We start from the raw sequence: 14283 nt of genomic DNA on the forward strand, positions 1-14283 counted from the left end.
GAGAGTCTATCCATGAGCGATCATCCAGGTCTGACCGGTAACCCCAGTCAGTGGCCCAAGGCCGTGTTTTACGTCGCGATCCTGTTTTCGGTCTATCAGATCATCGGGGCCGCGTTCCATCCGTTCTCCAGTCAGGTGCTGCGTGCCGGGCACGTCGGCTTCGTGCTGCTGATGGTGTACCTGTGCTTCCCGTCGCACGGGCAAGGGCGGCCGTGGGCACCGGTGGCCTGGGCTCTGGGCCTTGCGGGTATGGGTACGGCGCTCTACCAGTGGTACTTCGAGGCGGATCTGATCCAGCGCTCGGGTGACCTCACCACCTTCGACATGGTGGTCGGCATCACCTTGCTGGTGCTGGTGTTCGAAGCGGCGCGGCGGGTCATGGGCCTGGCGTTGCCGATCATCTGCGGTGGCTTCCTGGCGTATGGACTGTTCGGCGAGTACTTGCCGGGCGACCTGGCGCACCGTGGCTACGACCTCGACCAGATCATCAACCAGCTGTCCTTCGGTACCGAAGGGCTCTATGGCACGCCGACCTATGTGTCGGGTACCTACATCTTCCTGTTCATCCTGTTCGGCGCCTTCCTCGAGCAGGCCGGGATGATCAAGCTGTTCACCGATTTCGCCATGGGCATGTTCGGTCACAAGACCGGCGGCCCGGCCAAGGTGTCGGTAGTGACGTCGGCCCTGATGGGCACCATCACCGGTTCGGGGGTGGCCAACGTGGTTACCACCGGCCAGTTCACCATCCCGCTGATGAAGCGTTTCGGCTACAAGGGCACCTTTGCCGCTGCCGTGGAGGCTTCGGCCAGCATGGGCAGCCAGATCATGCCGCCGATCATGGGCGCCGTGGCGTTCATCATGGCCGAGACCATCAACGTGCCGTACGTGGAGATCGCCAAGGCGGCACTGATCCCGGCCCTGCTGTGGTTCGGCTCGATCTTCTGGACCGTGCACCTGGAAGCCCAGCGCCTGAAGCTCACCGGCCTGCCGAAAGAAGAGTGCCCGGATCCGTTCGCGGCCATCAAGGAGCGCTGGTACCTGCTAATTCCGCTGGGCGTGCTGGTGTACCTGCTGTTCGCCGGTTTCACCCCGATGTTCTCCGGCACCGTGGGTCTGGCCCTGACCGCCATCGTGATCCTGGGCACGGCCATCGCCATGCGCGCCAGCAACCTGTGGCTGAAGATCGCCTTCTGGATCGCCCTGGGTCTGGTCAGCTCCGGCTTCCTCAAGTACGGCATCGGCGTGGTGTTCGGTGTGATCGGCCTGCTGGTTGCCGGCTGCTTCTACGTCAAGGGCGGCCGTGAAACCCTGCGCGCCTGCGTCTGGGCGCTGGCCGATGGCGCGCGCCATGCGGTACCGGTAGCCGTCGCGTGCATCCTGGTGGGTGTGATCATCGGCGTGGTGTCGCTGACCGGCATCGCCACCACCTTCGCCGGTTACATCATGGCCATCGGCGAGAACAATCTGTTCCTGTCGCTGGTACTGACCATGCTCACCTGCCTGGTGCTGGGTATGGGTATCCCGACCATTCCCAACTACATCATCACCAGCGCCATTGCCGCGCCGGCGCTGCTGGAACTGGGCGTGCCGCTGATCGTCTCGCACATGTTCGTCTTCTACTTCGGCCTGATGGCCGACCTGACGCCGCCGGTGGCACTGGCCTGCTTCGCTGCGGGTTCGATCGCCAAGGAAAACGGCCTGAAGATCAGCCTGTGGTCGGTGCGCATCGCCGCTTGCGGCTTCGTCGTGCCGTTCATGGCGGTGTATGACCCGGCGCTGCTGATGCAGGGCGACGACTGGGGCGCGATCATCTACATGTTGCTCAAGTCGGTGTTTGCCGTGGGCCTGTGGGGCATGGCGGTGGTGGGCTACTTCTCGGCGCCGCTACGCGCGTGGGAGCGCCTGCTGATCTTCGCCGCCGGTGCCTCGCTGGTGATCCCGGCCTCGGTGTTCAGCTACGACCTGCTGGGTCTGTACAGCGTGACCACCGATGAAATCGGCTTCCTGGTCGCGGCGGTGGTCATCGCCCTGCACGTGCTGCGCGCTCGTCGCCAGTTGGCGCCGGCGGCCGCGTGATCGGATTGTGTCTGGGGTTGGCCGGGGTGGTCTGGGCAGAACTGCCCGTGCCGGCCTTCACCCTGGCCTGGACGCACACCATCGAGAAGATTCGCTGGGAAGAGGATTACCGCGTCACTGCCGAAGGCCTGGTTCTCGGTGAGGCGCGGGTCAAGGGTTCCGGCGCCGGTATGGAGATTCCCGATGGCGCCGAACTGCGCAATGGCAGCTGGCACTACCAGCGTCAGCTACCGCCTTTGCAACCCCTGCGAGTGGGGCGTACGCCCGAAGCCGGGGATTACCAACTGTGTTTTGACCAGCGTTGTCGCCCGATGAGCGACTGGCTCGGCCCGCCACAAGCGAGTCAGCCAACGCTGGAACTCTGGAGCTGCGAGCTGGGCTCCGCTTCGTCTGACGTGGAATAGGTTTGAGCACGAACCAGGCTCCCGGCGCCACAAGCGTCGGCGGAAAAGAAGAGAACCCCCATTGGCGTGAGCCAGTGGGGGTTTTGTTCTTTATGCTGTCTAAGAGTCTGTTCAAAGGCTGCTGCGCGTCGGCCCTGCCGCGTTAAAAACAGGCTCGGACTGCTCATTTACAGCTCGTAAACTCCGCGTCCTCGCCTGTTTTTGCCTTGCATGGCTCTAGCTCGCGAGACTTTGAACAGACTCTAAGCTCTTTCAGACCCTTGCACTGGAGCACCACCATGCGTCGTCACACCCGTTGCGCCTTGTTTCTCACCTTCGCCCTGGCCCCAGCACTGGCCAGTGCCGTACAGCTGCAGCCCGGTGTCTGGGAGGTCAGCGCGCACAACATGCAAGTCGGCGGTCAGGCGATGCCGGGCATGGATCAGATCCTCGCGCAGATGAAGAACCTGCCGCCGGAGCAGCGCTAGATGATGGAAGGCATGATGGCCGAGCGCGGCGTGAAACTCGGTGCCGGCGGGGTGCAAATCTGCCTGACCGAAGAGCAGATCAAGGCGCAGGACATTCCCCTGCAGGATCCCAACTCCGGTTGTAACCAGCAGATCACCGAACGCAGCGGCAACCTGTGGAAATTCCGTTTCACCTGCCCGCAGGCTCAGGGTGAAGGGGAGACACGTTTCATCAGCGACAAGGAATTCACCACCCAGGTCAAAGGTACCTACAAAGGTCAGCCAAGCAGCATGGAGAGTCAGGCGCGTTGGATCGGGGCGGATTGTGCGGCGCTTAAATAAAACTGATATTGATTTGCAGATGTAATTTATTTGTATTGACGGGTGTAACGGCTTGTTGCGAGAATTTTGTCGATAATTATTAGCATTTGCAATGTGCGAGTGCGCCAGTGAGGCACCCAGCTGCAAAGGGACTATCCGCGGCTATCGACAGCGCATCAGGAGTACACCCCTTTGTTCAGCAAAAAGACCCACCTGGCTGTGGCCATCGCGGCTGCTTGCAGCTTTACCCAGGCCATGGCCGAGGAAACCAACCAGCTGGAACTGGACGCCCAGACCGTCGTCGGCAGCAGTGCCGCCGCTGATCGCGACAGCTACCGCGCGCAATCGAGCAGTGCCGCGACCAAACTGGATCTGACCCCACGGCAGACGCCGCAGGCGGTTTCCACCCTCAGCGGCGCACAATTGCGCGACTTCAATCTCACCAGCGTCAACGACGCGCTCAAGGCCGTGCCGGGCGTGCAGGTGCAGGAAGTCGAGACGGATCGCACCTACTACACCGCCCGTGGTTTCGACATCACCAACTTCCAGTACGACGGCATCTCCGTGCCGTTCGTCTATGGCAACGTCGAGGGTGATCTGGATACCGCCATGTACGAACGGGTCGAGGTGATTCGCGGTGCCAACGGCCTGATCTCCGGCACCGGCAACCCTTCGGCGACCGTCAACTTCGTGCGCAAACGCCCGACGGCAATCCCGCAGGCACGGGTCGACCTGACCGCCGGCTCCTGGGACAAACGCCGCATCGATACCGACCTCTCCGGCGCACTCAATGACGCCGGCACGTTGCGCGGGCGTGTGGTGTACGCCAACGAGAACAAGAACTCCTACCTCGACCGCTATTCGCGCGAGAAGAACATGTTCCATGGCGTGCTGGAGTTCGATCTGAACGACAGCACGATCTTCACCCTCGGCCACACCCTGCAGACCAGCGATGCCAACTCGCCGATGTGGGGGGCGCTGCCGCTGGTCTATCAGGATGGTGGTAAGACCAACTATTCGCGCTCCACCAGCACCGCCACTGACTGGGCCTATTGGGACAATCAGGAAAACCGCACCTTCGCCGAACTGGCGCATACCTTCGCCAACGGCTGGCAGGCCAAGACCGTGCTCACGCGTGTGGAGAAGAAGAGCGACGGTTCGATGTTCTACATCTACGGCACGCCCAATCGTGCGACCGGCGCCGGTCTGTATTCCTACCCTTCCGAGTACAAGGAAAAGAACACCCAGCTGATCGCCGACCTGCAGGCCAGCGGCCCCTTCAGCCTGGCCGGACGCGAGCATGAGGCGACGCTGGGTGCCAGTTGGTCGCGCTCCGAACTCGAGGATCGTTCCTGGTACGACTCGACTACCGGCACCATGCTGCCGCCACTGGAGGACTGGAGCGGCGATTACGCGAAACCGCGCAATGACAACGGCAGCGCCGGCAGCGATTTCACCGACCGCATGAAGAGTGCCTACGCTGCGGCACGCTGGAGCCTGACCGACGATCTGAGCCTGATCACCGGTGCCCGCGTGATCGACGTGAGGAGCAACGGCATCAACTACAGCCTGGCCAAGTCCTCGAAGAACAGTGGCAAGGTCGTACCCTATGCTGGCGTGGTCTACGACCTCACCGAACAGTACTCGCTGTACGCCAGCTATACCGAGATCTTCGATCCACAGACCAAGGTCGATATCACCGGCTCACGTCTGGCGCCGGTAGAGGGTGTCAACTATGAGGCCGGTATCAAGGGTGAGCTGTTCGACGACAAGGTCAACGTTGCCTTGTCGGTATTTCGCACCGAGCAGGACAACTTTGCCGAGCAGGCCGGTGTCATCGGAGGCGTGGCCTACTACCGCGCCATCGAAGGCCTGACCAGCGAAGGCTACGAGCTGGAGTTTTCCGGCGAACCGCTGGATGGGTTGCAGCTCAGCGCCGGCTACACCTTCGTCGACATCACCGATGCCGATGACGCGCATGCCGTGACCTACTCGCCGAAGCACATGGTCAAGGCTGCGGCTACCTATCGCGTGCCAGGTCTGGAAAAACTCAAGGTGGGCGCTGCCGTGCGCTGGCAGGACAGCATAAAAACCGCAGTACCGTTGACGGCCGATGATGGCCGCACTTCCATCGGCAGTGCCGACGTCACGCAGAAGGCCTACGCCGTAGTCGACCTGATGGCCAGCTACGACATCGACCCGAACTGGAGCGTGTCGGCCAACCTCAACAACCTCACCGACGAGAAGTACCTGAGCAGCCTGTACTGGACTCAGGCCTATTACGGCGCACCGCGTAACGTCAGTGCCACCCTGACCTGGAAGTACTGACTGGAAGGGCGGCCCTCGGGCCGCCCTGCTGGTTGACGAGAAAATCTCATGCGTCCGATTCTGGTATTGCTGCACCGCTGGTGCGGCCTGTTCATCGCCCTGTTCCTGTTTACCGCCGGTTTGACCGGCGCCGTCATTTCCTGGGATCACGAACTGGACGAGTGGCTCAATCCACACTTGTTCGACGCGCAGAGCGCCGGCCCGGCCCAGGATCCGCTGCAATTGGTCGATGCGCTGGAGGCACGCGACCCGCGCCTGCAGGTGAGCTTCATGCCGCTGGCGCTGGAGCCGGGCCATGCGCTGGGGATCTTCGTCGACCCGCGTATCGATCCTGCGACGGGCAAGGCGTACAAGCTGGGCTTCAACCAACTCGGGGTCGATCCGGTAACCGGCGATATCCAGGGGCAGCGTGAGTGGGGCGCGATTTCCCTGAGCCGGGAGAACCTGCTGCCGTTTCTCTACAAGCTGCATTACAGCCTGCATATTCCCGAGGGTTTCGGCATCGAGCTGGGCGTGCTGTTCTTCGGCATCGTCGCCATCGTCTGGTGCCTGGATTGCTTGGTGGCGCTGTGGCTGTCGTTCCCCAACCTGCGCAGCTGGCGCAAGTCGTTCGCCTTTCGCTGGCGCCAGGGTGGCTACAAGCTGAACTTCGATCTGCATCGCTCGGGCGGCGTCTGGGTCTGGCTGTTGCTGCTGATCCTCGCTGTCACCTCGGTATCGATGAACCTCGAACGCCAGGTGGTTCGCCCGCTGGTGGAGCTGTTCTCGCCGCTGACGCCGAGCCCCTTCGCCAGCCGCACGCCGGTGACTCTGGACGAGCAGATCGTGCCGCAACTCGACCGGCGCCAGGCCATCGCCGTCGCCTCGGCCGAAGCCCGGCGTCTTGGCTGGCAGGCGCCGCCCGGTGGGTTGTTCCACTCGGCCGAATTCGGTGTCTATGGCGTCGGCTTCTATGCGCCGGGCGATGATCATGGCAGTGCCGGCCTGGGCAACCCGTGGATCTACGTCGACAGCCGCAGCGGCGAACTGGCGGGCGCGCACGTGCCGGGCACCGGCAGCGCCGGCGATATCTTCCTGCAGGCGCAGTTCCCGCTGCACTCCGGGCGCATCATCGGTCTGCCAGGGCGCATCCTGGTGTCGTTGCTGGGGCTGGTGGTGGCGGGGCTGTCATTGACCGGGCTGGTGATCTGGGCGAAGAAGCGGCGCTCGCGGGTGCTGGCCGATCAGCGCAGCCGCGCTGCGTCACAGGCCATGGCGTAGGCGCAGCGCCGCGACCAGTTCGGCGCGCTCCTGGAGAAAACGGTCGAAGGCCGCGATCACCTGCGGGTGGTTGATGCTCGACAGGTAATAGTGATCGCGCACGTGATCCAGCTCGGGATCGAAGACCAGGACATCGGCCGGCAGGCGCATCTTGCGCAGTTGGTGGGCGACCACCTGCGGGTTGAGGTAGACGGCATCGACACGGTCACTGACGGCCATGCGCAACAGCGAGTCGATCTGGTTGGCCTGGATCAGCCTGATGCGCCCGGAGCGAACGTCTGCCAGGTAGGGCCAGGGGGTGAAGCCGTTCTGCGTGCCGAGCAGCCTGATGTGCCCCTTGCCCAACCCCAGGTAGTTCGGCTTGAGCAGAATGCCGTCGATGTAGGGCGCGGCCGGCTGGCTGTAGTGAATGTCATGGCCGGCTTTCTGGTTCGCGTTCCATTGCGGGTGATCCGGAAACTTGAGATCGACCCGCCCAGAGAGAAAATCACTGAGCAGCCGTCGCACCGGCAGCGGCGTGTAGACGAAGTGGTAGCCGTACTCCTCGGCGAAGGCATCCAGCAGATCGCGTGCGTAGCCGCGGTACTCGCCATTCTGCACGTCGGAATACGGTTGATAGGGCTGCAACTCGACGCCGACGCGAAGCTCCTCCTGCGCCAGGACGGGCCAGGCGTGCAGGCTGAGACAGAGCAGGATGAACAATCTCTTCATGAAGGCGCGACCGACTGCGGAGCGGCCCCTTAACCATAGCTCAGAGGATGGGCGAGATCAGTCGCGCCACGCGCATGCCCAGTTGCTGCAGACGATGCACGTTGCGCCGGTCGGCATTGACCAGTTCGCGCGAGCGGCTGAAGTCCTCTTCCAGCATGTCGGCGACCTGGGTGTTGAAGCCTTCGTCGAAGGTCAGCAGGCTGACCTCGAAATTCAAGCGGAACGAGCGATTGTCCAGGTTGGCGCTGCCCAATACGCAGGCGTCGTGGTCGATCAGCAAGGCCTTCTGGTGCAGGAACCCGGGTTGGTAGCGGAACACCCGCACGCCGGCGCGCAACGCCTCGAAGGCATACAGGCTGGAAGCGGCGTAGACGATGCGATGATCCGGGCGCGCTGGCAGCAGCAGGCGTACGTCGACGCCGCGCATCACCGCCAGGCGCAGCGCGGCGAACAGCGCTTCGTCGGGCACGAAGTACGGGCTGCTCAGCCAGACCCGTTCACGCGCCGCATGAATCGCCTCGACGAACAGCAGCGAGCAGGTTTCCTGCGGGTCGGCCGGGCCACTGGCGATCACCTGGCAGAGCAGGCCGGGTTCATCCTGCTTGCTCGGCATCAAGAGCGGTGGCAACTGTTGGCAGGCCCAGTACCAGTCTTCGGCGAACGCCTCCTGCAGGCTGGCCACCACCGGCCCGCGGACTTCCACGTGGGTATCGCGCCAGGGCGAGAGCGGCGGTTTCTGGCCGAGGTATTCGATGCCGACATTGAGGCCGCCGAGAAAGCCGATTTCGCCATCGACCACGACGATCTTGCGGTGGTTGCGGAAGTTCAGCTGGAAGCGGTTGAACAGTCCGGAGCGGGTGGGGAAGGCGTGCACCTGTGCGCCGCCACGACGCAAGCGGTCGATGAAGGCGTTGGACAGCGAGTGGCTACCGACGCCGTCGTACAGCACATGCACCTTCACCCCGGCGGCCGCCCGCTCCAGCAGGATGTCGTGCAGGCGCCGGCCGAGACTGTCATCGCGGATGATGAAGAACTGCAGCAGGATCACCTGCTGGGCGCTGGCCAGGGCTTCGAAGAGGGCGGCGAAGGTGGCCTCGCCATCGATCAGCAACTCGGCGCGGTTACCGGTCAGGCCGGGCAGGTGCGACAGCCGGGGCAGGGCGCGCAGGCGATCATAGGCTGGTGACAGGTGCGCGGCCTTGGCTTCTTCGACCCAGGGGCGCCAGTCCTGTGCGGCCATGGCGTGGTGCATCTCCGTGTCCGCCTCGCGGCGCGCCTTGACGTAGGCGTCGAAGCGGCTGCGGCCGAAGATCAGGTACGGCAGCAAGGTCAGGTACGGCATGAAGAACAGCGACAGGCCCCAGGCCAGCGCGCCCTGGGCGGTACGCACGGTGAGCACGGCATGGATGGCCGCAAGCGTGCCGAGCGCGTGAATGGTGGCGATCAGGTAGGCGAACAGGTGGGGAATGCCGAAATCCGCAGGCATGCAGGGGCGTCCTTCGCATGGGCTGTGTGCAGCTGACCACGGGCTTTGCGCGGTGTTCGCCGACCATCCTGCCACGGCTACCCAGGGAATGGCAGTGGCGGGCAAATTGCCATGCCCTGGGGAATTATTCGGGGGCTTCACGTGTCTTGAGATCTGAGTGAGCGGAATTCATGTGTTACCCTCCCCGGTTCGACCCGTTTGTGGGTCGTCTTTAATTGGAGGAGGGCATCCGTCCTGTTCACGCTCGTCTAGCGAGTAAAAAACGCATCAAGGAGCACGCCACGTATGGGAAACGTCCCTTCGCATGACACGACCCCGCCATCCCCTGTGGAAGCCGCAGACGGCATTCCAGCACCGTCCGGTGAAGCCAATCTGATCGACACCGACTACGTCATCGGCCAGGACAACATCAAAGGGCAGTTCGTCTTCGCCCTCGACATCCACGGCAAAGTTTTCACCATCTCCGCGCTGGTCGCGGTCATCTTCGTCATCCTCACCCTCGCGCTGCAGACCGAAGTCGAGCCTCTGTTCACCGCATTGCGTGACTGGCTCACGCACCATATGGCGTGGTTCTTCCTCGGCGTTGCCAACATCTTCGTGCTGCTCTGTCTTGGTCTGATCGTCTCGCCGCTGGGCCGGGTGCGTATCGGCGGCAGGGACGCGACGCCGGACTTTTCCTACCTGACCTGGTTCGCCATGCTGTTCGCCGCCGGCATGGGCATCGGCCTGATGTTCTACGGCGTGGCCGAGCCGGTGTCGCATTACACCGCTGCCCTCGGTGGCGTGACCGTGGAGAATGGCGTGCGTACCGACTGGGCCCCCCTTGGCGGTGCCGCCGGCGATGCTGCTGAGGCGCAGCGCCTGGCCATGGCCGCGACCATCTTCCACTGGGGTCTGCACCCCTGGGCGATCTACGCCATCGTCGCCCTGGCGCTGGCGATCTTCTCCTTCAACAAGGGCTTGCCGCTGGCGATCCGCTCGATCTTCTACCCGGTTCTCGGTGAGCGCGTGTGGGGTTGGCCGGGCCATGTGATCGACATCCTCGCGGTGTTCGCCACCCTGTTCGGTCTGGTCACCTCGCTGGGTATCGGCGCTGAGCAGGCTGCCGGTGGTATCGAGCATCTGTTCGGCATCGAGGCCAGCAACGCCAGCAAGGTATTGCTGATCATCGCCATCACCCTGGTGGCGCTGTGGTCGGTGGTTTCCGGGCTGGAGAAGGGCGTGCGTCGTCTTTCCGAGATCAACATCTTCCTGGCCTTCCTGTTGCTCGCCTTCGTCGTCATCACCGGGCCGACACTGGCCATCGCCCTCGGTTTCTTCGAGAACCTCGGTGCCTACCTGACGCACCTGCCGGCGCTGTCCAACCCGGTTGGGCGTGAAGACGTCAACTTCACCCAGGGCTGGACGGCCTTCTACTGGGCCTGGTGGATCAGTTGGTCGCCGTTCGTGGGCATGTTCATCGCCCGCATCAGCCGTGGCCGTAGCGTGCGTGAGTTCCTTATCGCGGTGCTGCTGGTACCGTCGCTGGTGTCGGTGCTGTGGATGACCACCTTCGGTGGTAGTGCTTTCACCCAGATCGGCGCGGGCCTGGGTGAGGTCGCCGATGCGGCGCTGGAGCTGAAACTGTTCGCCCTGCTTGCCGAGCTGCCGCTGAGCGGCATCATGTCGTTCCTCGCCGTGGTTCTGGTGATCCTGTTCTTCATCACCTCGTCGGACTCCGGCTCGCTGGTGATCGACACCATCACCGCCGGCGGCAAGGTCAATGCGCCCGTGGTTCAGCGGGTGTTCTGGGCCAGCATCGAAGGGGTGATCGCCATCGCCCTGCTGCTCGGCGGCGGCCTGGTGGCGTTGCAGGCGATGGCTGTGTCCACCGGCCTGCCGTTTGCCCTGGTGTTGCTGGTGGGTTGTATCTCGGTGGTGCGCGGGCTGATGAGCGAGCCGCGCTAGCCGTCTGGCTCATGCCGCAAAAGAACGCGCCCTCGGGCGCGTTTTTTTATGGGGCAATGTCTGGCTTGGGTGACCAGCGGGTAGGGTGGGCTTCAGCCCACCAGACAGCTGTGTAGTCGCCCTGAAACGAAAAAGCGCGCCCTGAGGCGCGCTTTCTCATGAGTGCAGCAGACGCATCAGACGCTGACGTCAGCCTGCGCAGCATTGCTCTGTGCCGGCACTGCACTGCCTGCTTCCTGCGCCTGGTTGGCGTAGGACACGGCCGCAGTGAATACCACGTCGGTGTGCGAGTTCAGCGCGGTCTCGAAGGAGTCCTGCACCACGCTGATGACGAAGCCGATGCTGACCACCTGCATGGCGATCTCGGCATCGATGCCGAACAGGCTGGTAGCCATCGGAATCAGCAGCAGCGAGCCACCGGCTACACCGGATACGCCAGCAGCGGCCAGCGAGGACACCACGCACAGCAGCAGCGCGGTCGGCAGATCCACCGGAATGCCCAGGGTGTGGGTCGCAGCCAGCGCCATCACGGAGATGGTCACGGCCGCACCGGCCATGTTGATGGTGGCGCCCAGCGGGATGGTGATCGAGTAGGTGTCGCGATCCAGCTTGAGCTTCTCGCACAGACGCAGGTTGACCGGGATGTTGGCCGCCGAGCTACGGGTGAAGAAGGCGGTCACCGCGCTCTCGCGCAGAACGGTCATCAGCAGCGGATAGGGGTTGCGACGCATCTTGATGTAGGCGATCAGCGGGTTGATCACGAAGGTCACGATCAACATGCAGCTCACCATCACGATCAGCAGGCGAGCGTAGGTGATTAACGCTTCGAAACCGGAATCTGCCAGGGTGCTGGCGACCAGGCCGAAGATACCGATGGGCGCCAGGTTGATGACGAACTGCACGGCCTTGGTGAAGGCATTGGAGACGTCGGTCAGCATGGTGCGGGTGCTCGGTGCGGCATGGCGCAGGAACACGCCCAGCAGCACGGCCCAGGCCAGGATGGCGATGTAGTTGGAGGTGTTCAGTGCCTGTACGGGGCCGACGAAGATGCTGGTCAGCAGGTTGTGCAGCACCTCGATGATGCTGCCGGGCGGGTTACCCTCGGCGCTGCTGACATCCAGAGTCAGCACGGTCGGGAACAGGAAGCTGGCGCATACCGCCAGCGCTGCGGCGCTGAAGGTGCTGATCAGGTACATCATCAGCACCGGACGGATATGGGTGGGTTGATTGCTCTGGCGCGATGCCAGCGAGGCGGTCACCAGCACCAGCACCAGGATCGGCGCCACGGCCTTCAGGGCGAGGATGAACAGCTCGCCGAACAGGCCGACCTTGAGCGCTGCGGCAGGTGCGATCCAGGCCAGCAGGGTGCCGAGTACCAGGCCGATGAAAATGCGCAGCACCAGGCTGGCGTTGGAGTAATAGGCAGCTAGAAGTTTAAGGGCATTCATGAGTCTTACGCTTTCCGTATTCGATTCTTGGCGCCTGGCAAAAACGCTCCCGCTGCCGCGCAGGAAGGTGCGCGCAGAACGGGGTCGCTGCATGGCGGGGGCGTGATTATAGGGATGAGAGGAAAAGCGTGGTGACTTATGTAGGTTCGAGGGTCATGGCAGGGGCTCGCTTATTCTTGTTTTTACGGTTTTTTGGCTTGTGGCCGGTGAAGCTGGGTCGTGCAGGTGAATCCGTGGGGTGTCGCATGGCCTCCTAGGCCGTGCGCACCGCCTGCCGCATGGGCTTGGAGTTGAAGCGCTTCAGCGACGACTGACGCGCTTCCCACCCGTGCCCTCCGGCGTGATCAGCACTCGACGATATTTACCGCCAGGCCGCCACGGGCGGTTTCCTTGTATTTGGTCAGCATGTCGGCGCCGGTTTCGCGCATGGTCTTGATCACCTTGTCCAGGCTCACGTAGTGCGAACCGTCGCCGTACAGCGCCATGCGCGCGGCGTTGATGGCCTTGACCGAGGCGATGGCGTTGCGCTCGATGCAGGGGATCTGCACCAGTCCGCCGACCGGATCGCAGGTCAGGCCCAGGTGGTGTTCCATGCCGATCTCGGCGGCGTTCTCGACCTGTTCCGGGGTTCCGCCGAGCACCGCGCACAGCGCGCCGGCCGCCATCGAACAGGCCACGCCGACCTCGCCCTGGCAGCCCACTTCGGCGCCGCTGATCGAGGCGTTTTCCTTGTACAGGATGCCGATCGCACCAGCGGTCAGCAGGAAATCGATGACACCACGCTCACTGGCGCCGGAAATGGCGTTGGCGTAGTAGTGCAGCACTGCCGGGATGATGCCGGCGGCGCCGTTGGTCGGCGCGGTGACCACGCGGCCACCGGCGGCGTTCTCTTCGTTGACCGCCAGGGCCCAGAGGTTGACCCAGTCGAGCATGCGCAGCGGATCTTCCAGGGAGCTGCGCTGGAAGCCGCCCAGCTTGCGCGCCAGGATCGCCGCGCGGCGACGCACCTTGAAGCCGCCGGGCAGGATGCCCTCGGTGCGGCAGCCACGGTCGACGCAGGCTTGCATCACCTTCCAGATTTCCAGCAGACCGGCATCGGTTTCGTCATCGGTACGCCAGTGGCGCTCGTTGCGACGCATGATCTCGGCGATGCCGATGCCGTGTTCACGGCTCAGGCGCAGCAGATCGGCACCGCTGCGAAACGGTAGCGGCAGGCTGGTGGCGTCCGGGGCGATGACCTTGTGTTTGGAGCCGTCGGCGAGAATCGCCTCGCTGACCACGAAACCGCCGCCCACCGAGTAGTAGGTGGCCTCGTGCACCTGGATACCCGCGGCATCGAAGGCGGCGAAGCGCAGGCCGTTGGCGTGCAGCGGCAGCGCCTTGCGGAACATTTTCAGGTCGGCTTTTTCGTCGAAGGCGACGGCATGCTTGCCGGCCAGGACAATGCGTTTATCGCGACGAATGGCTTCGATATAGCCAGGCACCTGGTCGACATCGACGGTGTCCGGCTCATAGCCGCTAAGGCCGAGCAGCACCGCCTTATCACTGCCATGGCCCTTGCCGGTGGCACCCAGCGAGCCATACAGCTCGGCCGCCACGCGGGTCACCTGCGGCATGTAGCCGTGGTTGTCCAGGGCATTGGTGAACAGCACGGCGGCACGCATCGGGCCGACGGTGTGGGAACTGGAAGGGCCTATGCCTACCTTGAACAGGTCGAAAACGCTGATAGCCATGGCGAGAGTTCTTCTTTTATGGGCGCTTCTGAAACCTGGCGAGCTACGCGCGTTTCAGAGAACCCTTATGTGGGTGAACCACGTGCCCGGCACGCACGTGTGGATAACCCTATCTAAGAACGG

At 63.4% G+C, this 14283-nt stretch carries 9 protein-coding genes and 1 pseudogene; 6 read left to right on the top strand and 4 right to left on the bottom strand.

Annotated features, from left to right (window positions below; all coding sequences use genetic code 11):
• Window positions 1–12 precede the first annotated feature (12 nt).
• The 5 genes and pseudogenes from C7A17_RS10790 to C7A17_RS10810 all read left to right on the top strand — a co-directional run bounded on the left by C7A17_RS10790 (window position 13) and on the right by C7A17_RS10810 (window position 6835).
• Entirely contained in the window at window positions 13–2076 is a 2064-nt protein-coding gene (locus tag C7A17_RS10790) for a TRAP transporter permease (RefSeq protein WP_106738035.1), read from the top strand.
• On the top strand, window positions 2073–2480 hold the full coding sequence (locus C7A17_RS10795) for a DUF1850 domain-containing protein (protein WP_106738036.1): 408 nt from the start codon (window positions 2073–2075) through the stop codon (window positions 2478–2480). The genes C7A17_RS10790 and C7A17_RS10795 overlap by 4 nt, the downstream gene beginning before the upstream one ends.
• Before the next feature lie 278 nt (window positions 2481–2758).
• Window positions 2759–3268 (top strand): annotated as a pseudogene (locus tag C7A17_RS10800) (DUF3617 domain-containing protein).
• Between the two features lie 171 nt (window positions 3269–3439).
• Window positions 3440–5575 (top strand): TonB-dependent siderophore receptor, encoded by a 2136-nt coding sequence (locus C7A17_RS10805; protein WP_106738037.1) that lies wholly within the window; start codon window positions 3440–3442, stop codon window positions 5573–5575.
• 48 nt (window positions 5576–5623) lie between these two features.
• Window positions 5624–6835: a PepSY-associated TM helix domain-containing protein gene (locus C7A17_RS10810; protein ID WP_106738038.1), complete on the top strand. Its 1212-nt coding sequence runs from the start codon at window positions 5624–5626 to the stop codon at window positions 6833–6835.
• Here C7A17_RS10810 and C7A17_RS10815 read toward each other — a convergent pair.
• Window positions 6818–7546: a substrate-binding periplasmic protein gene (locus C7A17_RS10815; protein ID WP_106738039.1), complete on the bottom strand. Its 729-nt coding sequence runs from the start codon at window positions 7544–7546 to the stop codon at window positions 6818–6820. The two genes, C7A17_RS10810 and C7A17_RS10815, sit on opposite strands and share 18 nt — an antisense overlap.
• 40 nt (window positions 7547–7586) lie before the next feature.
• Complete coding sequence (gene cls, locus C7A17_RS10820) at window positions 7587–9032, bottom strand: cardiolipin synthase (RefSeq protein ID WP_106738040.1); 1446 nt, start codon at window positions 9030–9032, stop codon at window positions 7587–7589.
• Between the two features lie 285 nt (window positions 9033–9317).
• Between cls and C7A17_RS10825 the strand changes: the two genes are divergently transcribed.
• Entirely contained in the window at window positions 9318–10979 is a 1662-nt protein-coding gene (locus C7A17_RS10825) for a BCCT family transporter (protein WP_106738041.1), read from the top strand.
• 176 nt (window positions 10980–11155) lie between these two features.
• Here the strand turns inward: C7A17_RS10825 and sstT are convergent, their stop codons facing one another.
• Window positions 11156–12427, bottom strand: coding sequence for a serine/threonine transporter SstT (sstT, locus tag C7A17_RS10830; protein ID WP_106738042.1), 1272 nt, complete (start codon window positions 12425–12427; stop codon window positions 11156–11158).
• 344 nt (window positions 12428–12771) lie between these two features.
• Complete coding sequence (locus tag C7A17_RS10835; protein WP_106738043.1) at window positions 12772–14160, bottom strand: L-serine ammonia-lyase; 1389 nt, start codon at window positions 14158–14160, stop codon at window positions 12772–12774.
• Between the last annotated feature and the right edge of the window lie 123 nt (window positions 14161–14283).

Origin of the sequence: Pseudomonas mendocina, assembly GCF_003008615.1 — a bacterium.
Taxonomy (GTDB): domain Bacteria; phylum Pseudomonadota; class Gammaproteobacteria; order Pseudomonadales; family Pseudomonadaceae; genus Aquipseudomonas; species Aquipseudomonas mendocina_C.